Source organism: Staphylococcus sp. FSL K6-3157 (assembly GCF_038005145.1).
GTDB lineage: Bacteria > Bacillota > Bacilli > Staphylococcales > Staphylococcaceae > Staphylococcus > Staphylococcus equorum.
This window is the reverse complement of the sequence record NZ_JBBOSM010000001.1, coordinates 419,159-441,960: the sequence shown is the minus strand read 5'-3', so window position 1 is coordinate 441,960 and position 22,802 is coordinate 419,159. Positions and strand designations below refer to the sequence as shown.

General features: G+C 33.2%; 25 protein-coding genes and 1 riboswitch. Of the genes, 7 read left to right on the top strand and 18 right to left on the bottom strand.

Annotated elements, in window-relative coordinates; translation table 11 throughout:
* Positions 1–14 precede the first annotated feature (14 nt).
* The 4 genes from MHB47_RS01955 to MHB47_RS01940 form a co-directional block, all read right to left on the bottom strand.
* Complete coding sequence (locus MHB47_RS01955; protein ID WP_340754740.1) at positions 15–1,172, bottom strand: aminotransferase class I/II-fold pyridoxal phosphate-dependent enzyme; 1,158 nt, start codon at positions 1,170–1,172, stop codon at positions 15–17.
* Between the two features lie 63 nt (positions 1,173–1,235).
* Positions 1,236–1,344, bottom strand: a riboswitch (SAM riboswitch).
* A gap of 135 nt (positions 1,345–1,479) precedes the next feature.
* Complete coding sequence (locus MHB47_RS01950) at positions 1,480–2,199, bottom strand: transglycosylase family protein (RefSeq protein WP_046465988.1); 720 nt, start codon at positions 2,197–2,199, stop codon at positions 1,480–1,482.
* Positions 2,200–2,727: 528 nt separating this feature from the next.
* Positions 2,728–3,771: a PTS transporter subunit IIC gene (locus tag MHB47_RS01945; RefSeq protein WP_002506615.1), complete on the bottom strand. Its 1,044-nt coding sequence runs from the start codon at positions 3,769–3,771 to the stop codon at positions 2,728–2,730.
* Between the two features lie 202 nt (positions 3,772–3,973).
* Positions 3,974–4,402, bottom strand: coding sequence for a 6-pyruvoyl trahydropterin synthase family protein (locus MHB47_RS01940; protein ID WP_340754736.1), 429 nt, complete (start codon positions 4,400–4,402; stop codon positions 3,974–3,976).
* A 134-nt stretch (positions 4,403–4,536) separates the two neighbouring features.
* Between MHB47_RS01940 and MHB47_RS01935 the strand changes: the two genes are divergently transcribed.
* On the top strand, positions 4,537–4,890 hold the full coding sequence (locus MHB47_RS01935) for a DUF488 domain-containing protein (RefSeq protein ID WP_002506613.1): 354 nt from the start codon (positions 4,537–4,539) through the stop codon (positions 4,888–4,890).
* Between the two features lie 4 nt (positions 4,891–4,894).
* Positions 4,895–5,557 (top strand): DNA-3-methyladenine glycosylase family protein, encoded by a 663-nt coding sequence (locus MHB47_RS01930; protein WP_340757255.1) that lies wholly within the window; start codon positions 4,895–4,897, stop codon positions 5,555–5,557.
* A 404-nt stretch (positions 5,558–5,961) separates the two neighbouring features.
* On the opposite strand, the gene MHB47_RS01925 is transcribed toward MHB47_RS01930, so the two are convergent.
* Both MHB47_RS01925 and MHB47_RS01920 read right to left on the bottom strand, forming a co-directional pair.
* A complete protein-coding gene (locus tag MHB47_RS01925) occupies positions 5,962–6,543 on the bottom strand; it encodes a M23 family metallopeptidase (protein ID WP_340754734.1) in 582 nt (193 codons plus the stop codon).
* A gap of 202 nt (positions 6,544–6,745) precedes the next feature.
* Positions 6,746–7,684: a nucleoside hydrolase gene (locus MHB47_RS01920; protein WP_340754732.1), complete on the bottom strand. Its 939-nt coding sequence runs from the start codon at positions 7,682–7,684 to the stop codon at positions 6,746–6,748.
* Between the two features lie 393 nt (positions 7,685–8,077).
* Here MHB47_RS01920 and MHB47_RS01915 point away from each other — a divergent pair, with 393 nt between their 5' ends.
* A complete protein-coding gene (locus tag MHB47_RS01915) occupies positions 8,078–8,641 on the top strand; it encodes a TetR/AcrR family transcriptional regulator (protein ID WP_002506609.1) in 564 nt (187 codons plus the stop codon).
* Between the two features lie 64 nt (positions 8,642–8,705).
* On the opposite strand, the gene MHB47_RS01910 is transcribed toward MHB47_RS01915, so the two are convergent.
* A complete protein-coding gene (locus tag MHB47_RS01910; RefSeq protein ID WP_340754729.1) occupies positions 8,706–9,500 on the bottom strand; it encodes a trypsin-like serine peptidase in 795 nt (264 codons plus the stop codon).
* A gap of 314 nt (positions 9,501–9,814) precedes the next feature.
* Between MHB47_RS01910 and MHB47_RS01905 the strand changes: the two genes are divergently transcribed.
* The gene (locus MHB47_RS01905) at positions 9,815–10,786 is read left to right on the top strand and encodes an LLM class oxidoreductase (RefSeq protein WP_340754727.1); all 972 of its coding nucleotides are present in this window, start codon (positions 9,815–9,817) and stop codon (positions 10,784–10,786) included.
* A complete protein-coding gene (locus tag MHB47_RS01900) occupies positions 10,770–11,003 on the top strand; it encodes a DUF896 domain-containing protein (protein ID WP_340754725.1) in 234 nt (77 codons plus the stop codon). The genes MHB47_RS01905 and MHB47_RS01900 overlap by 17 nt, the downstream gene beginning before the upstream one ends.
* A 105-nt stretch (positions 11,004–11,108) precedes the next feature.
* Here the strand turns inward: MHB47_RS01900 and MHB47_RS01895 are convergent, their stop codons facing one another.
* Complete coding sequence (locus MHB47_RS01895; protein ID WP_325974133.1) at positions 11,109–11,966, bottom strand: fructosamine kinase family protein; 858 nt, start codon at positions 11,964–11,966, stop codon at positions 11,109–11,111.
* A gap of 249 nt (positions 11,967–12,215) precedes the next feature.
* Between MHB47_RS01895 and MHB47_RS01890 the strand changes: the two genes are divergently transcribed.
* Together MHB47_RS01890 and MHB47_RS01885 are read left to right on the top strand one after the other, a co-directional pair.
* Positions 12,216–13,280 carry a quinone-dependent dihydroorotate dehydrogenase gene (locus tag MHB47_RS01890; protein ID WP_340754721.1) on the top strand — a complete coding sequence of 355 codons (1,065 nt, stop codon included), beginning with the start codon at positions 12,216–12,218 and terminating at the stop codon, positions 13,278–13,280.
* Positions 13,281–13,357: 77 nt separating this feature from the next.
* The gene (locus MHB47_RS01885; protein WP_069817867.1) at positions 13,358–13,780 is read left to right on the top strand and encodes a universal stress protein; all 423 of its coding nucleotides are present in this window, start codon (positions 13,358–13,360) and stop codon (positions 13,778–13,780) included.
* An 86-nt stretch (positions 13,781–13,866) separates the two neighbouring features.
* Here MHB47_RS01885 and MHB47_RS01880 read toward each other — a convergent pair whose 3' ends face one another.
* The 10 genes from MHB47_RS01880 to yut all read right to left on the bottom strand — a co-directional run bounded on the left by MHB47_RS01880 (position 13,867) and on the right by yut (position 22,730).
* Entirely contained in the window at positions 13,867–14,682 is an 816-nt protein-coding gene (locus MHB47_RS01880; RefSeq protein ID WP_069833163.1) for a Cof-type HAD-IIB family hydrolase, read from the bottom strand.
* 57 nt (positions 14,683–14,739) lie between these two features.
* Positions 14,740–15,120, bottom strand: a complete 381-nt coding sequence (locus MHB47_RS01875; protein ID WP_340754718.1) for a VOC family protein — start codon at positions 15,118–15,120, stop codon at positions 14,740–14,742.
* 144 nt (positions 15,121–15,264) lie between these two features.
* Positions 15,265–15,675: a MarR family winged helix-turn-helix transcriptional regulator gene (locus MHB47_RS01870; protein ID WP_340754716.1), complete on the bottom strand. Its 411-nt coding sequence runs from the start codon at positions 15,673–15,675 to the stop codon at positions 15,265–15,267.
* A gap of 254 nt (positions 15,676–15,929) precedes the next feature.
* A complete protein-coding gene (locus MHB47_RS01865) occupies positions 15,930–16,847 on the bottom strand; it encodes an ABC transporter substrate-binding protein (protein ID WP_340754714.1) in 918 nt (305 codons plus the stop codon).
* Positions 16,848–16,977: 130 nt separating this feature from the next.
* Positions 16,978–17,667, bottom strand: coding sequence for an ABC transporter ATP-binding protein (locus MHB47_RS01860; RefSeq protein ID WP_340754712.1), 690 nt, complete (start codon positions 17,665–17,667; stop codon positions 16,978–16,980).
* Positions 17,660–18,439 carry an ATP-binding cassette domain-containing protein gene (locus MHB47_RS01855; RefSeq protein ID WP_340754710.1) on the bottom strand — a complete coding sequence of 260 codons (780 nt, stop codon included), beginning with the start codon at positions 18,437–18,439 and terminating at the stop codon, positions 17,660–17,662. The genes MHB47_RS01860 and MHB47_RS01855 overlap by 8 nt, the downstream gene beginning before the upstream one ends.
* On the bottom strand, positions 18,432–19,253 hold the full coding sequence (gene nikC / locus MHB47_RS01850; RefSeq protein ID WP_340754708.1) for a nickel transporter permease: 822 nt from the start codon (positions 19,251–19,253) through the stop codon (positions 18,432–18,434). Before nikC ends, MHB47_RS01855 begins: the two co-directional genes overlap by 8 nt.
* On the bottom strand, positions 19,253–20,230 hold the full coding sequence (gene nikB, locus MHB47_RS01845; protein WP_340754706.1) for a nickel ABC transporter permease: 978 nt from the start codon (positions 20,228–20,230) through the stop codon (positions 19,253–19,255). The genes nikC and nikB overlap by 1 nt, the downstream gene beginning before the upstream one ends.
* On the bottom strand, positions 20,227–21,705 hold the full coding sequence (nikA, locus tag MHB47_RS01840; protein ID WP_340754704.1) for a nickel ABC transporter substrate-binding protein: 1,479 nt from the start codon (positions 21,703–21,705) through the stop codon (positions 20,227–20,229). Before nikA ends, nikB begins: the two co-directional genes overlap by 4 nt.
* A gap of 119 nt (positions 21,706–21,824) precedes the next feature.
* A complete protein-coding gene (gene yut, locus MHB47_RS01835; RefSeq protein WP_340754702.1) occupies positions 21,825–22,730 on the bottom strand; it encodes an urea transporter in 906 nt (301 codons plus the stop codon).
* Positions 22,731–22,802 lie beyond the last annotated feature (72 nt).

Genomic DNA, 22,802 nt, shown 5'->3' with positions numbered 1-22,802 from the left:
TCACTCCTATTTTATTATTGATAAAGATATTTAAGCGATTGAATACGTTCTGCTGCTTCCAACAATGCTTGCTCATCAAGCGCCAATGAAATACGTACATAGTTACGCCCATGTTCACCAAAAGGTATGCCAGGTGCAACAAGAATAGATTGCTCTTGTAATAAATAGTCAACAAACGTTTCACCATCGTATTCGGGCGGTGTTTTCAACCACAAGAAAATGCCACCTTTCATCGGTTCAAATGGTATATCCACTTCATTAAGTTTTGCTTCAAATTGATTTCTACGTTTTTTAAAAGTTTCATTTTGTTCTTCTAAAAAATCATCATAATGATTCAATGCATAAGTAGCTGCATCTTGTAACGCACCAAACATACCAGCGTGTGTATGTGATTGGTATTTCTTTAAGGCTTGTATTATATCTTTATTCCCTACTGCAAAGCCCACTCTAAATCCTGACATGTTGTAACCTTTAGATAAGGAAAAAATTTCTACTCCCAAATCTTTCGCACCTTCAGATTGCAGCATACTGGGATTCTTACCATCAAAACCAAATGCACTATATGCAAAATCATGAACAATTTTAGTTTTCGTATTTTTAAATTTTGCAACAGCTTCATCAAATACAGCCTTTGTAGCCACTGAGCCAGTTGGATTATTAGGATAAGTTAAATAAACTAGACGTGTATTAGGTAGCACTTTTTTATCTACTTTATCCCATTCAGGTAAATAATACGGTGGTTTAAGTACCAATCGCTCAGGTTGTGCATCAGCCAACATCACCCCTGCCAAATAGTCTGTATAACCAGGATCCGGTAGCAATACATGTTCTCCAGGATTAACGATACATGTTGGAAGCGCTACTAAACCATTCTTCGTTCCATATAAAATACAAACTTCATCTTCTTTATCTAATTCTACTTGGTACTGCCTTTCATAAAAATCTACAATTGCTTGTTTCAAGCTATCTTTACCATGAAATGCTACATACTTCTGATTCTCAGGAAGACGTATCGCATCAGCGAAACAATCAATAATACCTTTTGGCGTTTCGCCATCAGGGATACCGACTGCCATATTGATTAATGGTAAAGGCCCATGTTCAACCTTTTGCCCCATTGTTTTACCAAAGTAACTATCAGGAATTTGTGCTAATCTATCTGAAATTGACATTAAAAAGTCCTCCTATATAAAAAAACTATATACCCAATGAAGTGGCATATAGTTTTCACATGTCACCTATCTATCAAGTCATGTCACTTGTTGGAAGTAGCACAGTACTTACGACATAAGTCTGCTGCTGAAGTCTCATAGGGCCAAATCCCTCAACTTCTCTGGATAAGTTTTCATTTATTTAATTAGCTTTAATTTTATCAGAATATTCACGCTTGTCAATAAACTTTAAAGTATAAAAAAAGAGTGACTACTAAGAGCCACTCTTTCTATTTATAATTAAATCATTATATTGTGTGCTTAAATCTTACCATGCAACCCATGCGCCAGCACCTTGAGATTCGTAAACCTCAACTGCTTTATCCATTTGATCTTGAACAGACATACCAGCATGTTCACCATGACCTAATAATTGGAATAATCCGTATGCACCTGATGAAGCGTTAACTGCGTTTGCATTTCCGCCACTTTCACGTTGGATAACACCTTTCCATTGTGATGCTGATACACCAGTACGTTCTGCCATTTGTTGCGCTACTGAATCAATGCTTGATGTATTTGTAGTAGTTGTACTTGTTTGTGTAGTTTCAACTTTTGTAGTAGTTGAAGCTTTAGGAGCTGCAACTGGTTTTACGTCAACATTGTTTGATTGTTGTTGCGTACTTACTTCGCTTGCTGATTTTTCGTTAGTATTAGTAGTTGCTTGTGTGCTAACGTCTTGAGTTGTGTTTGTAGAAACGTTAGAAGATGCAGTTTGAGCACCTGCTACATCATATTCCCATGACCATGATTGACCGTCTGAAGTGAATGTATATTCATAACCGCCTAATACGAAATCATAGTTGTATGCACCAGCGTGTAATGGTTTTTCATTTAATTCTGCAGCATTACTTTGTGCTAATTCAGCTAAATGTGCTTTGTCGATGCTTTCTTCTGAAGCGTGAGCTTGATTGTTGTCTGCTGTTGCTGCGTATCCTGTTACACCTAATGCTACTGCTAATGATGATGCTAAAATTGTCTTCTTCATAATTAAAAAATCCTCCATTTAAATCTTTTTAAGTAAAATTATATTTTCGTTAATTAAATTATCCTATGTACTTCAAGCAATTAATTTTTATGTGTTATTTTTTCGCCACAAATAATATACCATAAATTTCGCTCAATTATATTACACTTAGATAACAAAACGTTACAGATAACGCTTCTCTTTGTAACATTGAAATATAACCGTTTTGTTTTGTAACGCTCTAAACAAATAAAATATACTTTTCATATATCTCTAAATGTTATTATATTGCGCTTCACGTCAATTTTTATACTAGTTTTTTATATAGTCTGAAATATTACAAAACCATCTACTGTTACCCAACTGTAAAATTAAAATTCAACATAAAAATTATAATTTTGCGCGAAACTTGCACTGATTTTTGTCAAAATAAAAAAAGACCACTGTTATGTGGCCTTTTAGATTATCTAACTGTATTTTCAAAAAATCAATTTGACTGTTAGTTTATTACAAATCGTTACTCATTTCATATCCAAAACATATAACATTTTATGCTAAGAATTTATAAATGTTACTATCATACAGTTTTAATACCTTCATATAGAAAAGATTAATTAAGTACCCCATAATAAATGGAACTACAAAGAACGTGATAAATACTAATAATAAATTCATTAATATCGAGTCTTCCATAAATTTAAAAGCACTAATTGGCCCTACAAGCCCGATAATACCAAATCCGGCTGATTCTTTAGTACCTTCTATACCAATAAGCCCACCTACAAACCCTGTGATAAGTGCGTTTGTAAAAATCGGCAATAAAATAATAGGATGTCTTACCATATTCGGTATCATCATTTTAACGCCACCTAAGAAAATCGTTATCGGTACGCCTGGTCTATTCATTTTCATTGTGCCTGCAACAAGTACACCTTCACATGCTACGATGCCAAGCGAAGCAGAACCAGCTGCTAGACCACTTATACCTATGGCTAGGGCTGTAGCCACGGTCGATATCGGTGAAATAATTATGAAACTGAATGCAAGTGCAATAAGCATAGACATTAATATAGGTTGTAATTCTGTAAATGAATTTACTAAATTACCTATACCTGTAGTAATCATTTGTATGTATGGCAGTATGAGTACGCCTATTAATGCAGCCAAGCCTCCAACAATTGTTGGTAAAATAATTAGCGTTAAACTACCGAAACGTTCTCCTACTATTAATATAAAAAACACTGCAATTGCTGCAGTAATCATTGTATTGATTAAATCCCCAACGCCTACAAGCATCCATACACCATCTTTGAATTGTGCAACCCCACTACCAACAAATGCCGAACTTGCAACTACTGCTGTAGCTAATGGCGTTAGATTGAAGCGCATTGCAATCAATGCTCCTACAAGAAGTGGTACTGTAAATTGTATACTTTCGACAACTTGTAACATTGTTTCGAATATTGGATACTTTGGTGAAAGCAATTTAAATAATTCACCTAAAATTGCATTTGGAATCAGACCTGCAACAATCGCTATTGCTACACCTGATAATACATTATTTATAAATTGTTTCGGACTGACTTTCATCATAGCAGTTCCTCCTAAGTTGTAATAATTACTAATATATCACATTATCTTAATTTTCAGAATATTTATTTCGTATTTAATTTTTTAAAATAATCTAGTAAAACAACAACTAAAAAGCCCACAGATTACGATTAAGTAATCTATCGGCTATTAATTATATATTTAGTTTGATTCTAATGGTTTTTAGTTTCTTCCATAATAACTTTTATTTTTCCATTAATTCAGAAGTTATAACGAGTCCTTGTGTTTCAGTTTCAAAAAATTCTAGTTTTTGCAGTTTATTATTTTCTGGTAATAAGCGACCAAATTGTTCCCAAATCCAAAAAGCGATATTTTCAGCTGTTGTATTCATATCCGGCAATGTTTCGTTGACTAATTTTCCGTCTAAATAAGGTGCAATTTCTTTTTTATATAACTTATCAACTTCGTTAAAATCCATTGCTAGGCCATAATCATCAATTGCAGATAAAATTTCAATGTTGAATTTGTATAAATGATTCTCTAAATCTTTGTGAAATTTTTCAGTGAAATAAATACGATTATCGCATGTAAATTCATAATAGTTTTTTATACATACATTGTTATCTCGATATTTGAATTGTTGAGGTGGTTGCACATTATCGAAATTTGTCATTGAACTCACTCCTATTTCTCTCTTTGTATCTATATACCCTTTCTCTTTCTTCTATAATTAAAGTAATTATGTTTTTCTATATTCATTATAGGTAATTAAGTATTGTAATAGTTTTTTTAGAAAGGATGAATGCTATGACTATTCACATTCAAAGAATTTATGATAAAGAACAAAAAGATGGTGTGCGTATACTTGTAGACCGCGTTTGGCCAAGAGGTGTATCTAAAGAGGATGCAAATTTAGATTATTGGTTGAAAGAACTTGCGCCTACATCTGAGTTAAGAAAATGGTTCGATCATGATCCTAAATTGTATGCTGCTTTCAAAGAAAAATATGAAAAAGAATTACGTGAAAATGACAATCAACAAGAAGCATTTAACGAACTTAAAGAAATCAAATCTAATACTAAAAAAGATATTATTTTATTATTTGCAGCTAAAGATGAAGAGCATAACCAAGCTGTCGTACTGCAAGACTTGCTAAAATAAGGTGGTGTTAGAATTGGCCACATGGAATATTCATGTACAAGATGACTGTGTTCAACAATTAATTAAAAAAGATGCAACATTAGCATTACTTATTAAAAAAGTCGGCAATCTTCAAATCAATATTCGTCCTAACCCATTAAAATCTTTAATTCGCTCTATAATAGGACAACAAATCACGGTAAAAGTGGCCGCATCTATTTTCGAACAGCTAACAGATGCTATCAATGATGAATGGACAGTTGATAAACTGTCAGAAATTGAAGATACGCAAATGAAATCCTTTGGTTTATCTAAATCTAAAATTAATTATATTCATAATTTAGTAACACATATACAACATGGAAAACTAGATTTAGAAAATTTGCACAAGTTAAGCAACGATGAAGTTATTCGCACGTTAACTGAAGTGAAAGGTATTGGGCAATGGACTGCCGAAGTTTTTTTATTATTTACATTACAGCGTCCAGATGTTGTCCCTGTTCATGATGTTGGTCTGCAAAGATCAGCGCAATGGTTGTACGGTACAACTAAAGCGCAACGAAAAGCACAGCTTGCCTTATGTTCTGAACGTTGGACGCATTGTGCATCTATTGGTGCATTCTATTTATGGGAAGCCATACATCAAGATTATTTAGCTTACGCTTCCATACATGACATTAATGACTAATGTGTATACAGAAAGCTTTGCTAACTACAAAGCTTCATAATGTCGACAAAGCCTACGACTTTGTTGGCATTTTTTGTGCACGCTTTCCGCGGACACAGCCTCAGCCTGTAGTCTTCAGCTAATGTTTTTCCCGCAGGAGTCTGCCCAAATCACTGCCACTTTTTAAAATAATAATAATATAATCAATCATTGGTTGAAATTATGTAAAGACAAACGAAAATAAAATTGAATCTATAACTAAATTAGAGAAAAGATATTCCCTACATTTCTAATCATAATTGGCCATTGAAATTAATGAACAAAGATTGTCTCAAGGAAAAACATCTATAAAAAAACCAAATGCCTTTACAGCATTTGATTTGTCTACGTTCTGAGCTTTGGCAACATAAGGCTAAAGCTTTTTATTATTTTTTATATAAACTTTTTTCACCATCAGGCAGTTTTTCTATAAATGATTTAGGATCTTCGGCATACGTATTACCTACGCCACCATTCATTCTTTGGAAATGAAGATGAGCGCCTGTAGTTTGTTCGCCAGTATTGCCTGACAGTGCAACGACATCGCCAGCTTGCACTTTGTCACCTTCTTCAACCTTAAAATCATTTAAATGCATATACCATTGATGATACTGACCATTTGCTTCCGAAATTTGTAAGACTTTCCCACCTAATTCGTTATTAAATGTGCGTGTTACCGTACCGTCTGAGGCAGCTTTTATAGGCGTATCTTCAGGTAAATGATAATCTATACCATAATGTTTACCATCAAAATTACTTCTCTCGTATTCACCAAATGTTTCTGTTTCTCTACTTCCATCAAATAACATGCTAAATGAGTTACCATTATCTTCATAAGTCTCGTTACTGCTTTCTTCTGTAAAAGTTTTATTCATACTGTCTTGAATGTCGTCGATGTTAATAATGAGTAGTGTTAACGGAACTATAATAATAATAAGTAAAACAATTGTTTTTATCGTATTTTTCACTATTCAAATCACCTTTATTATATTTAAGTTGTGATATATTAGTATACTTTTTATAGTTTTGATACGCTAATCATACAGCTTGAAAACGGCTCATACTTTAGTTTGATGTCACAAAAAAGTCATCGTATATTGTTTATACAATGACTTTTTCATTCAACTTATTTCAGATTATGCTTCAACGCCCCTAAAGCTATATATTATTTTAAGTACTATAACTTCCAAGCATATTTTCCATTAGTTTCCATACGCTTTCTACATCCACTGCAGTAGCGAAATAAGCATTTTTTTCTTTATGCATAATATCATTTAAATCGACTGCCATCGTCCCATAAGTAAGCGGACTTTGGTGTTCAATATCTATGTGTGTATGTTGCATCGTAAATAAGTCTGGCTGTAATAAATACAAAATAGTACAAGCATCATGTATTGGGCCACCATCCATATTAAAATGTGTTTTATATGTTGATTTGAAAAACTCTAAAAGTTCAACGACAAATTTAGCAATTTGATTGTCGATACGCTTAAAGCGATTAATAACTTCATCCGTTGCCAATACTTGGTGTGTGACATCTAGCCCAAATACATTAATTGTCACTCCACTATCAAAGATTCGTTTCGCCGCTTCAGCATCTACCCAAATATTGAATTCCGCGTTAGGCGTCCAATTACCAAATGTGCCGCCGCCCATAATTGTTATAGAATCGATATATTGCGTGATGCTTGGATCTTTAATTAATGCAGTTGCTATGTTAGTTAACGGTCCTGTAGCAACAATGGTAACTGGTGCTTCACTTTGCTTTAATGTTTTAATAATGACGTCAGCAGCATGATCTGGTGTGGGTTTAAGAGATGGCACTTCAGGTAACTTCGGACCATCCAAACCAGTATTGCCATGAATTTGGGAGGCAAATGAAGCTGGCTTAATTAACGGACGTGTTGCACCAACTGAGACATTGATATCTCCTCTTCCCATAACTTCGAGCACATTCAATGCGTTCTTTGTATTTTTTTCAACAGATTGATTACCTGCCACTGTAGTTACTGCTAAGACATCAAGTGAGCTATTTTTTGCACCAGCTAAAATTAAAGCAATTGCGTCATCATGTCCTGGATCACAATCCATAATAATCTTTTTAGTCATATGCTTCACTCCAATTAAAATATTTTAGATATGTTGCTCATTTCAAATCTCAAAACTAAAACAATAGCTAATACTGAAAGTTCAATCAAAAATTCGCTATAACAAGAATCTTCTACGTAAACCTTACTGTATTCTAATCCTTCAATTCGAAATCTTGCCACATTTCTATCATACTACTTTTTAATATGGTAGTAACAATATTAACTAATCAATATTCAAACCGAAAACCATAGTAATAAACTAATTATGAAACAATGTAATTCATGTTAAAGTACACCGTTTTATATTTATTTTCACTCATTACAAATCAAGCATATTGACATTCATGAACTAAAGCCAGATAATTTGTATAAATTATCTTATTTGCAACTTATTTAAGGAGGTGTGAAGTCAATGACCACAACACATGTTGATCCACGAATTACCAGAACAAAAAAATTATTGATGGATGCCTTTCGCGACATTGCTAAAGAAAAGAAGTTACAAACCATTACAGTGAAGGATATAACTGAACGCGCAACTGTAAACCGTGCTACATTCTATGCTCACTTTTATGATAAATATGACATTATGGACTATACATTGTCAGAAACCATTCTTAAAAATTTAAACGATAACTTAACCCTTGCTTCCGAACTTAATGAAGAAACATTATGCAAAACGTTTATCACAATTACGAGTTATATTGAAGAAACACATAATGAATGTAAATTAAATAGTGCTGCATATGGTGAAGTAGTTGAAAAGAGAGTAAAAGAAGAACTGGAAGATATTTTCTTAACGTTAATCGTACAAAAACATCCAACTGAAGATAGAGAAGCCTTAGCTACAAGTGCTCGCTTTTTATCGTGGGGGCTATATGGCACAGCTAAACATTGGTTTCATACGAGCAACACTTCTGCACATAACTATATCGAAAAAGCACTTCCTTTGTTTATGAGTCACGTATTAAAATAAATCATACAAAAAAGCCTCTAAAGCAATGCTTATTTGTTCTAGAGGCTTAAAATTTTTCAAGAAACTATTTTTTGTTTTCATTAATAAAGTCTAATACATCACCAGTTAATGCGACGCCATTATTACTTTCACCTTCTACGCCACCATAATGTAATCCTACTACTTCATTATTCGCATTAAAGATTGCAGAACCAGAGTTACCGCCAAATGTACTCGCACCGTATGTAAGTTGCGTGCCGCTATTTGTTAATACTTCTCCCTTACTTTCCCACATTGTAGCTAACGATTTATCACCCGGATAGCCAGTTACTGTCACAGGATCACCTTTACTAACACTTGATGCATCTTGGATTGTTGCGGGTTGTACGACATCACCTACGGACTGCCCTTTATCGTTAGTATTAAAATGTACAAGTACTAAGTCTTCTTGACCAGGGTAAGCTTGGACATCTTTTTCAGTAAACTCACCATACGGAAATGAACTTTCATTTTTAGCTGCAGGTGCAAATGTCATATCGCCGTTTGAAAGATTAGCAACATGTTTATTTGTTAATACAGTATTTTCATCGATGACTACGCCTGTCGCTATATTTGCTCCCATATTAATGTATCCCACTGATTGATAATGACCTGTAGTGGTATTTTCAATTTGTGTTCTGTCTTCATCAGGTAATATGACCCTTGGCATAACTTCTGATGACTGACTATTGGTCGTATTATCATTTTGTTGTGTTTGTGTTTGCTGATTCGTTGTATCGTTATTTTGAGTATCCGTAGCTGCAGAACTACTAAATGGTGCAATTGCAGATAACATAACTAAAGAAAAAGCTATACTACCTATCATTTTTCTTATAAACATAAATAACCCTCCATTAAAATATATTATACTATTAAAATTTAAAGAATTTTCCAAAAATAATCAAATCATAATATTAGTTTTTGAAAATATATCACCTTAATTTATAAGTTTTTTTAGTAGTATATTCTTAGGTTATACCCTATCTTCTAAAATAGTATCATTTTCAAAACAACACATTTCTTTTTATGTTGTTTAAACGATACATAAATAAACATGTTGTTTGCTTTATATTTCGTAACGTAATACAATGCATTTAAACAACAGGTGTTAGTTAGGTAATGCTTGTTGCTTAAATAAAGTTAGGAGGGATAGACGTGACAACAATTCAAAAACACAATGGTTTCAAACGGACTTTTCAACAGGGTCATTTGACGTTAGGCTTAACGTTACCTTTTGATAATTCTGAACACATCGCATTGTCGTTGGAACATCAAGTTGATTTAGCGCAATACGCTGAAACACTTGGATTTACGAGCCTTTTTGTACGGGACAGTCCGCTTTATAGCCCACATTTAGGAAATGTAACGACAAACTACGATCCGTTTGTATTTTTAACTTATCTCAGCGCCAAGACATCAAAAATCGCTCTCGGAACATCTAGTATTGTTGCTACATTACGTCATCCAATTCATATAGCGAAAGCTGCTACTTCTCTTGACTTGATTTCAAATGAGCGATTATTATTAGGCGTTGCTACAGGAGATCGATCATTCGAATTTCCAGCTTTTAAAGTAAATACAAACCATTTAACTGAACAATTTCAAACAGCGATAACTTCTATAAACGATTTATGGAAAACACATTCACCGCAAATATCAAATTCTATATTTGAATTATATGAGGATGCCGGTTTACAAATATTACCAAAACACAAGCATATTCCAATGTTTGCTACTGGTTATTCAAAACAAAATATGTCTTGGCTAAAGAAACACATGGACGGCTGGATGTTTTACCCACAAGATTTTCAGCAGCAAAAGAAATTATTACAAGATTGGCATCAAAATGATGTATTCAAACCTTTTATGCATCCACTTGTTATCGATTTGTCTGTGAATCCAAATGAGTTGGTTAAACCTATTAAAGGTGGTTATCGCTTAGGTAGAAATACTTTAATAAAAATATTAAAATCATATGAGCGTATAGGTACGAATCATATTATGCTCCACTTAGTTGAAAATGAAAGAACTTATAAAAATATATTAACAGAGGTTGGAAATTATATTATTCCACACTTTCCGCCTCATGAATTACAGGAGGAAAAAAATTATGACACTATTAGATAGAATTAATATACTAGCAAATAAAGAAAAAGTTGAAACATTGAGCATTGAAGAAAAACAAGAACAACATGTGTTAAGACAAGAATATTTACAAATGATTCGTGGACAAGTTGTTAACACATTTTCAACTTTGAAAGTCGTTGATCCTTTAGGTGAAGACATTACGCCAGATAAAGTCTATAAATTACGTGAAAACATGAATACTTTAGATTTAAATTAAATTGATAACTTTATAATAAATATTCACAAAAACGGCTGTGCACTTTCATATCAAAGCGCACAGCCGTTTACTATTTCTGAGGTTCACAAAGTGCAATTACTTATATCAATCGTTTAAAATTTGTTGCATTGAACGATCAACACTGCTCGCATACATATTTCCAAATTTGACTAAGTGTACCATTAATAAATAAAGTCTATAAAATTCTAAGCGTTTCTCCGCACCATCGCTCAATGGATAATGCTTATTATATTCATCATAAAATGATTGTGTAAAACCGCCAAACACGGTAGTAATACCTAAATCAAATTCTCTATCACCATATAGTGGTGCCGGATCAAATAGTGCAGGCGAACCATTTTCTAAAAACATATAATTGCCTCCCCATAAGTCTCCATGCAATAAGGAAGGTTTACTCGTATGCTTATTCAGTGCATCTATAATGACCTTACGTACACGTTTATATGTTTGAGCATCGTTATCTGTCCATAATTTCAACCGCAATAATTCATCTTTTAAATGGTCCAGACGACGTTCCACAAATAATGTTGTCCATGAATCTGTCCAGCTATTATCAAATGAAATATCTCCACCTTCATATGGTAAATCAAACCCAAATTTTCCTGATGATTGTTGTTGGCTATGCATTTTCGCAACAAGCTGTCCTAATTCTCTTTGGCTACCAGTTGTGCCTTCATCTAAAAAGGTTAAGAGTAAATAAGCATCTTCATTAATTTTTCCGCTTCCAATCACTTTTGGCGCAGTAATTTGCGCTTGTTCAAAAAGGTTTAAACCTGCAATTTCTGCTGCAAAGAAATCTTCATTACGATTACGTTGCACGAGTAAAAAATAAGTTTCATCTGGTGTTGTTACTTGAAATGCTTCATTCACGTCTCCACCACCAACTGGAGATATAGATTCTATATGATTTAATGGAAGTTGTGCTTGCCATTCTTGTTTCATTTGTACCCCTCCATAACTATTAAGCTATAATATTGCTACTTAATTATTACCATTTTCAACATATCTTAATCAATAATGCTTATTGTCATACTTTTTATGTGACACTTCTTAAAATTATCTTGATTTACTCTAGGCATATATACAGTAAAATGCTAGTCTATTAAAGACATCATTTTCAATATAGCCAACAATATAAATTAACTTTTGGCTTAAATACATATAAAATTCGATTAACGGAGTGATAATCTCATGTATAAACTAATCAAACCTATTTTATTTCAATATGATCCCGAAAAAGCACATGGCATGACTATTGACGCACTGAAATTCGTACAAAAACATTCTAAATTATTACCAGTCATCGAACAATTATTTCATTATGAGCATGCGGCCCTACATCAAGAGATTCATGGTATTCATTTTGACAATCCAATTGGTCTTGCAGCAGGATTTGATAAATCTTGTGAAGTTCCTAAAGCTTTAGAAAAAGCAGGATTTGGTGCAATAGAACTCGGTGGTGTTACACCTAAACCACAGCCTGGTAATCCAAAACCACGTATGTACCGATTAGTTGAGGATAATGCTTTAATTAACCGTATGGGCTTCAACAATTTAGGTATGAATAAGGCACTTAGTAACTTACGTAAATATAGCTATCAAGTACCTGTAGGTTTGAATGTGGGTGTGAATAAATTTACTGATTATGAATCACGTTATCAAGATTATATAAAAGTAATCGATACATTTAGAAATGATGTAACTTTCTTTACTGTTAATATTAGCTCACCTAATACTAAAAATTTACAAAGCTTCCATGACAAAGATGAATTCTCACAGCTTTGTTCCGCAATTCAATCATATAAAGACAGTCACGATATCAACGTTCCTATTTTTATCAAGCTGACTTCAGATCTTGATTTAGATAGTTTAGGTCGTATGTTGGACCCTATCGTTGAAACTTTTGATGGCATTATTTTAGCTAATACTACTCAAAAACGTGAACAGTTACATTCTGACAATCAACATGAAACTGGTGGTTTAAGTGGTAGACCACTATTTGAGCGTAATTTAGAACTCATTTCTTATGCTTACAAACAAACAAATGGTCAGTTTTTAATTATTGGTACTGGTGGTATATTTAATACAAATGACGTTATTACAATGATGCGCCATGGTGCTTCACTGGTACAACTCTATAGTGCATTAGTATTTGAAGGTCCAGGTCTTACCAAAAAATTGAATAAGAACTTGGCAAAATATCTTAAAACAGAAGGTTATGCGCATATAAGTGATATTATAGGATTAGACATATAAAATTCAGCAATTATTTAATTTAAAATCATATTACATTATTTTTATTAGGGTATGTAAATATTAAAGGAGGCGCTATTATGTACAAGAAAATACTATTAGCTTATGACTTTGGCAACACATTCGATAACGTTCCGAAAGAACTACAAAACTTAACTGCTGGCGTAGATGACGCAGAAATTACAATTTTTAATGTTATTTCTGAAGGAGAATTGCAAACCTCAGTACGCTATGATGGTAAACATTTTGAAGAATTAGCAAACGAAAAGGGCAAAGAACTTGATCCATTTGTTCAAAAATTAGAAGATCTTGGTTTAAATGTTCGCGTGAGATTTAGTACAGGGTACATCAAGCAATCTATTCTACAAGAAGTTGAAGAAAACCATTATGACATTATCGTCATGAGTAATAAACGTGCAAAATCAGACATTAAAAATGTCCTAGGCAATGTCACTCATAAAATTGCTAACAGCGCGAATCTTCCTGTATTAATTATAAAATAATAGGTATATAAATAAGGAAGCCTCCATCTAAATTTTGGAAGCTTCCTTATTTTTTAGCATTATCGTCGATTATTTTCGACTTCTATTTATTCTTTATCCTCTTGATTTAAGTATCTTTCAATCACTTGTAATACACCAGAGTCATCATTAGATGGTGCACGGTGTTGGGCTATTTTTTCAAGTTCTGGACTACATTTTGCCATAGCATAACTATGTGTCGTCAGTGCAAGCATTTCTAAGTCATTATTAGCATCCCCAAAAGCTAATAATTCGTCTTTATCTATTCCCCATTGGTTTAAAAGTGCTTGAATCGCCACACCTTTATTCACACCAGGTAAAATAAGATCCACACTCTCAGCACCACTTGTCACGGCACGTATTTCGTGTGCATATTCACTTTCCAAACCAGCTTTCACTTGCTTTACGATATCGTCATCTTTGATTCTCATCGCCACTTTAACAAACTGGTCATCTTTGATATCACTAAAGTTTTCAACTTTTTCAATATCATAGTAATAGTTGGTAATAAAATTCATAAATTCATCGCTACAATTACTTTTAACATATGCTGATTTAATCCCACTTACTATAACGTCAGAGATATTATAATCCACCATAATTGTCTGCAAAATGTCAAAAGTAAGTTGTTGGTCAAAATGTGAGGAAGATATTAACGTATCATTAACATATGTAACAGCACCATTTTCTGCTACATACGTAATTTGTGATTCCTTGCCTGGGAAATATGATCGTAATTGGGCATATTGATTTCCACTTGCTACAATAAATTTTATATTTCGTTTCGTTACTTCTTCAAATATTTTTTCAAAATATATTTCATCAAACGTATGATTGGATTTAAATAACGTTCCATCTTTGTCTACTGCAATTGCTTTTATCATCGGTATACATCCTTCCAAATTCGTTATCAACCCTAACAATATATGCTACTACTTACTTTACATCACAATAACATTAAATAAATGACCATCTATGTCACTAAACAAACCACCATAAAACCCTTCTAACATCGTACCGCTCTGCAATACTTTACCGCCCGCTTCTTTAACTTTATTTAATAATGCATCAACCTCTTGAGACTGAGATACGGAAATAGAAACTAATGCTTCATTTGAGCCTATATTAGAAAGCTGAGATGCTTTTTTAAATTGGCTACGTTCAATAAGCATGATAATTTTATTATCGCTCGTTTGAATTCCTCTCATTTTATCCAAAACAGCGTCATTTTGTTGAATTTTAAAGCCAATTGCGCTAAAAAATGCTTCGCTTGCTTTAAGGTCTTTTACTGGTAAATTTAGCCACGCTGATTGTATATCCATTTTAACATGCCCCCCTATTTTTACTCACCATACCATATCTCACTCTATAGGGGGCGTTAATCACCTACTTTAAACTATAGAACCGTTATCCACTTACATTGTGATTATTTCCTAGGTTATACTATAAAACTAAAATTAAATGAATTAATCATCGTTAATATGAGTGAGTTTACGAATTTGCGATAGGTCGATCTTTTCAATCAATTGTTCATATATGTTCAACGCCTTTTTAGTCATTGTTAATCCTTCTTCAGTTAGATAGATATACATAGCGCGCTGATCTTCAACACATTCTTGTCTATAAACGAGCGGACAATCCATTCTTTCTATCCTAACGATTAAACGCGACATTGCACTTTGACTCAAATCTACAATTTTGATTAAATCATTCATTTTATATTTTTTTCCTGTTGCTTTATAAATTTCGTATAGTACATAAAATTCTTTTAAGCTTAAATGATATTGTTGTTTTAACGTTTTTTCTATTAATGATTCTGTATAGTGCACATATTTTGTCATTTCAATCCAATTATTTATTTTTTGCTGTTGTTCCATATAACATCCCCCAATACTTAACTAACATCTCTATTTATTCTTATTTGAATTTATCGATTTAAATTACGTCTAAGCTTGATTCAACTGTTAATCCCATAATTTACCATTAAAAAAGTGAGCGCATTCACTTAAGATTAACACATTCATTATTAAATAAAAAAGTACGCCTAAATACCACTAGCAACTTACTTTTTAATAAAAAAAACATACTGAAAGGCTTTATAAATAAAAGCCCTCTCAGCATGTCCAATTCACTATGAATTGCTATTTAGTAATTTCTCTTTAAGATCTTTACGTTCATATTCTAATGAATATGGATCATTCAACCAATAAATACCTTCATCTACTTTAAATGTATGGTTGTTTTGTACCGCTTCAGTATTTTTCCAAATTTCTTTATTTTCAAATGATAAGTCTGACCCTTTTGCTACAGGAGTCACAACATAATCGCCAGCCATTTTAGGAAGCTCCTCTTCTGAGATATCAGCTAAATCATTTTCTTTTGTTGCTTTTTCTACTGTCTCTGGCATTTTCAACCTAAATGAGTCGTATAAAATCTCACTACCGTGACCATACGTTTTACCTAGCGCATAGATTTTTTTATCAAAATCTTTGATGATAGACACTGTTGTATCTGCTCCAATGGCATCTTTGATTTCTTTACCATCATCTTTTGTTTTTTGTTCCCAGTCTTCAACCCATTTTTTTGCTTTATCTTCTTTGCCAACAATTTTCCCTAGCTCTAGGTGCTGTTCTTTATAATCATGTTTTGCATAATCAAAGGCAACAGTTGGTGCTATTTTTTTCATTTTTTTCAAGTTTTTATCTGTATTATAAGTAATGATTAAATCTGGTTTGAGTTTCGCGACACTTTCTACATTTTCAGCATCTACCTTCTCCACATCTTTAAATTTTTCTTTTAATACTTTACTGTCATCAACGATATTCGCAACTCCTACAATATTCGCATCAAGTTGTTTTAAACCACCTGCATATGTTGCCCCTAAAACGACAATACGCTTAGGATTTTTAGGTATTTTCACTTTATCTCCTGAGTCTTGTTTGTAAGTTGTTTTTTCGCTATCTTTTTTAGACGACTTGTCTTCTGAGCCATTGCTACACGCTGCAAGTACAAGCACCAACACTAACAAAGGTAATAATAGTTTCTTCATTGTTTTATGTCCCCTTTTTTATCGTATTTTAAATTATACAGGAAGTTGTATTAAACACAATAAGATATAAAGAATTACTATTTGAAATTCTAAATGATTGTAGATGTTATATATATAAACAGCCACTTTCTTAATATATAGAAAGTAACTGTTTTGTATATTCATGTCGTTGATTACTAAATAAATTCTCTACATTAAAATCGTCTACAATGATGCCATTTTTCATTACAATAACTCTTTCAACCAAATGATTTAAAAAGGCAATATCATGAGAAATCATCAACATGCCTTTTTGTGTTCTGTGATGATAATCTTTCAGCACTTCTATCATTTTTTGTTCTGCAATAACATCTAAGCTGGCTGTGATTTCGTCACATAGAAGCATATCTGGTTCCAACATAAGTGTACGGATTGTATTAAATCGCTGTAATTGGCCGCCACTTAATTCATCAGGTAACCTATCCAACAACTTAGCATCTAATTCCATATATGTCATCAATGCTTTCATTCTTCGTTTTACATCACTCATAACCGTACCTTTATAATACTGTATAGGTTCTGCTAAGGATTTTCCCATATTAAATTTCGGATTAAAACTATCATATGCATGCTGAAATATAGGTAATAGTGTTAATCCATGTGTGATGATTTGTCCTTCGGTCGGTTGAAGTAAACCTAGCATAAGATGCGCTAAAGTTGTTTTTCCGGAACCACTTTCACCTACGATACCAATAATTTCATCCGCTTTTATAGTCAGGTTAATATTAGTTAAAATAGGATCTTGATCGTATTTAAAGTTTATTCCTGTTAATTCAATCATAAGCATTCTCCCTTCTTAGCTGACTACGGGAATTAAATAACTCCAGGCTATAGGGTTTTACATTGTGATTTTTAAAGGCTTGAACATGATTAGAATCTATCACTTCTCCGTGACGTATCACATGAATCCAGTCACTAAAATCTAAAACGTGTGATAAATTATGTGTGATAATTAATAAAGTTACTTGATGCACTTCCGCTAAATGTTTAATTAAGTTCATTACATTATAGCCCGTTATCGCATCTAATGATGAGGTTGGTTCATCAGCGATAATGACTTCTGGATTTAACATCAGAACACTTGCAATTTGTACCCTAGCAAGTTGTCCTCCAGACAAGCTAAAGCAGTAGCGGTCCATGACTTGGTCAGGTACTAAATCTACCCATTGTAATGCTTTGATGACAAACTGCTTTGCTACTGCTTTCTTAACTTTATAGTGCATTCTGTAAATAGCCATAAGTTGCTTACCCAGTTTTGTATGATCATTAAAGCTGTGTGTATAGTCTTGAGAAATAAAACCGATATCTTTGCCTAATAAAGTATGCATATCTCTGACACTTTGGTTTTTGTAACGTAATCCATCAAATTTCATATCTAATGTACGTGGTACACGTTGAACGAGTGCTTTGGCAGTTAAACTTTTACCTGAACCACTTTCACCAACTAGGACATTCACTTTACTTTGCTTAAGCCCTAGATTGATATTATGGATGAGTGCGGTTCCTGTATTATCTTTGATTGATAGATTGGATATCTCGAGTATATTAGTCATCCAAATCACGCTTCCCTTTTAATAATTTATCTCGTAACGCATCACCAGCTAAATTGAATAACAATATTGTTAGTGTAATTAAAGTTGCTGGCACAATTAATAATAATTGATAAGAACTAATATAGTCACGTCCCGCATTAAGCATTGCACCCCATTCAGGTGAAGGTGGTTGCGCACCTAATCCTAAAAAGGATAGTGATGAAATATAAAGTATGATTTTACCAAAATCCACAGTCATCAGCACAATAATAGATGGCGTAACTTGTGGTAAAAAATGCTTCCAAATAATTGTACGCGTTGGCACATTAAAAAGCTTAGCCATTTGTATATAAGGTTTCATCATTTCACTGCTTACTACAGAACGCGTAAGTCTTGTATATGTCATCCATTTAATTATTGTAATGGCGATGACTAAATTCCAAATACTTGGTTTAAAGAAGCTGGCAAATGCAATCATCAATACAAATTCTGGAATACTTAGTCCAATGTCAATTAAACGCATAATCACAGTATCAACGATGCCTTTTTTGTAGCCTGCTAAAAGTCCAAGTGGGACACCAATAATTACTGTAACAAGTAATGTAACCAAACTAATGAGTAAAGTGTATCTTGCTCCAACAATAACTCTCGATAATAAATCTCTACCATAATCATCTGTGCCTAACCAATGGGCCAAACTTGGCTTTTCCAAAGCATTACCTAAATGTACTTCTAATGCACTATGAGTTGAAACAAAAAATTGCGCTATGATAATTATGATGAGATAGAAGGCAAAAACATAGAAAATGAGATTGTGTTTATTCATATGTTTCATTACATCTCACCATCCTGACGCGCTACTTTAGTCTTTTTACGTTTTTTATTGTATCGCCGTTTTGGATCTAGCCATAATAGCAGTAAGTCACTGATGGTGTTAGCTAGAACTACAAGGAAGCCGATCATAAGGACTGCACCTTGCACGACAGGATAATCCCTTGCTCGAATGCTATCGACTAAGAAATGGCCAATACCTGGTATGCCAAATAAGTTTTCAATAACCACTGTGCCTCCAATAAGACTGCCTATAGACATACCCAAGACAGTAACGACCGGTAAAATAGCAGGTTTAAACAAGTCTTTCCATAAAATATAACGTTCAGACATCCCTCTGAGCCGAGCCGCTTCTATTTCTTTTGATTGGTACAATTCTACTAAATTAGAACGCATTAATCTGACATAATAGGCACTCATACCTATGCTAAGTGCTATCACAGGTAAGACGTACCCTGCTAACGAATCTAATCCGGATGATGGGAGCAAGTTGAGTTTTTGAGCAAATACATAAATCAATAATGTTCCCAAAAAGAAGGACGGTATACTAACAGTAAAAGATGTTACTATCCGGATCAATGTATCAATCCAAGTATGATAGTATTTCGCTGCAATAATACCTAATGGCACTGCTACAATAAAAACAATAATAATAGTCAAAACAGCTATGAATGCTGTAGGTGGCGTATAATAAATCAATTCATTGATTACAGGTTCACCTGTTTGATAACTCGTACCAAAGTTCAATTGTACAATTTGTCCTAACCATTGAATATATTGGATGACTACGGGCTGATCTAAACCTAATTTTTGTTTGGTGGCTTCAATTTGTTCACTTGAAACGTTAGCTACATCTAAATGTAAAATTTTGTCGACTGGGTCTCCTGGCGTAAGTTTCATTAATATAAATGTGATAGTAGAAAGGACAAACAATACAATGATCATTTGTCCAATTCTAGAAAGTATATTTTTTAATATCATTGTTTTTTATCTACTTTATAATCGATAAGATAGACGCCTTCCGGTGTTGCTTTTAGGTTTTCTACATCTTTATTCATACCGACGATATTATCATTATATGAAATATAACTATTTGCTAAGTCTTTGTTCGTTATATCAATAATTTCATTCGTTAAACGATGACGTTCTTTTGTATCTACTGTTTTATTAAATTGATTTATTAGCCCAGTCACTTTGTCATTGTCATAATCACCTGCGTTAATCGCACCTTCTGGTTTGTACGCTTGGTTGAAGAAATAACCTGTGTCTCCTCTTGGAATCGTACCAAAACTATAAAGTGATGCATCCCACTGATTTTTATCTTTTAGATAACCTTGGATATCATCCACATTACGTAATTTAATATCGATATTTGCTTTTTTAGCATCTGATTGGATGACTTGTGCAATTTTTGGAAGCTCTGGACGCCCATTATATGTTGAAACTGTTAATTGTAATGGATGTTCTTTGGTATAGCCTTCTTTTTCCATAATTTGCTTGGCTTTATCTATATCTTGTTTCTGTACTTGTTGATTCTCTATGAAATCTAATTTGGTATTGAAAGGCCCGGTCGCTGGTTTAGCATGACCTTTTGACACATTTCTAGCAATACTTTCACGATCTATGACTTTATCAAGTGCTTCGCGTACAGGTTGCGTCATCTTATCGCTAGTATGGTTATATAAGAGTAAGCCTGTTCTAAATCCTGAAACATTTGATACTTTTGTTTCATCACTCTCTTTTAGTGTTTTTACTTTTTCAACAGGTACATCTGTAATGACGTCTGCTTTACCTGATTCTAAATCACTCGTACGCGCGTTACCATCCTCTTGATATGTAACATTGATATGATCTAGTTTCGGTTTACCTTGCCAGTAGTCTTTGTTTTGATCTAACTTAATTTTTTGAGATTGCTTATAATCTTTAATTTGATATGGTCCAGTACCAACAGGTGTTTTATTTACATCGCCCTTTGCTTCCGTATCATAAATCGCTGAAAATGGACTGGCAAGCTCTGAAACTAATTCAGGATATGCTTCTTTTGTCGTAATCGTAACATTTTGTCCGTCTACTTGAATGTCCTTAATAGGAAGAGATCCTTTTACCAAGTCACTTTTCTCAATACTTTCTTCCAAACTAGATTTCACTGCTTTACCAGTCACTTTTTTACCATTTTGGAATTTAATATCATCTTTTATTTTTAGATCGAGTTGAGTTGGTGACTTTTGATCATATGATTCAACTAATAATTTTTGAACTTTCCCTTCAGCGGAGGCTTTAAACAAAGATTCTGCTGCGCCAATTTTCACTGGTACATCGGTTTCATAAGGGGCGATTGAAGTTGTTTTTAAAGGTAACTCAATGTTCAAAGTGTTTCCTTTAGATTGACTTCCAGATCCACTACATCCTGCTAAAGTAATTGCTGCGGTTGCAAACAATACAACTAATTTTTTCATTTATTTTCCTTCTTTCTAAAAAACCATTCTTAAAATCAATTAGAAATTTATATTTTAAAACTTATAACAATAGAGTTAACTACACTTTCAACCAGATTACTTTAAGTTTTCATGTTATATCACTCTATTTGTTGTTCTTTCATTTGATTACCCGCAAATAGCATAATCCACGTAGCAATAATAAATGGCAATGTAAATACCGGTAAACCAAATGGTGTTAATAATGTAGTCATGCCTGCATGTAATATGACAGTTAGCAGAATGCCTAACACAATACTTATATAACGCGGAATTCTAGTACTAAATGCGACACCTAAAGCTAACACTGTAAGTATGACATTATAGCCAAACAGACCATCATTAATTTGGTCGTGATTACCACCAAGTACCGTGACTGCTGCAAAACCTATAATATTTGCAATAATTGCAAATGTACCAGCTTTTCTAGAAGCAATAAAAATACCAATAAGAATTAATATACCTGCAATCATATTTTTAAGTAAAAATATTTCACTGAAACCTGTCAAAAATGCACTTATAAAGTCGATACTATGACCAGAAAATTTAATTTCCTGAACTGTATTCGGCAAAATATTAACATCTGCGTTCACAAATTTAAATTGGAATGACATGAGTAATACAATCCAACTTACAAATACATATGGCATTGTTAACATTGGCACACCAAATGGTTTAAAAAACTCTCTAAATGCCGAACCAATAGGCATTGTTATAATAATTGCCACTAATACAATAATCACGCTATACCATTCTGGTACTAAAAACAATGTTAAAGCAATGGCAGTAAGTACGGGATTAAATCCAGCCAATCCCGTATTGATTTCCTCTTCGGAATAATTCGTGCGTTTTGCAAGCAATAAGGAAATGACACTTGCAATTAAAGCCATTAGCCCCACTTTCCAATTGCCTACAAAAATTCCTGCTAAAATAAACAACCCTGTCCACGAATTGTTCAACAATAATACTTGCGCAATATTCTTCAATATTATCCGAATAGCGTCCACAACGTCACCTGATTTCTATATTCTTTAACTTAAATAATATTATATTAATATCCACTAAATTTAAAGAGATAC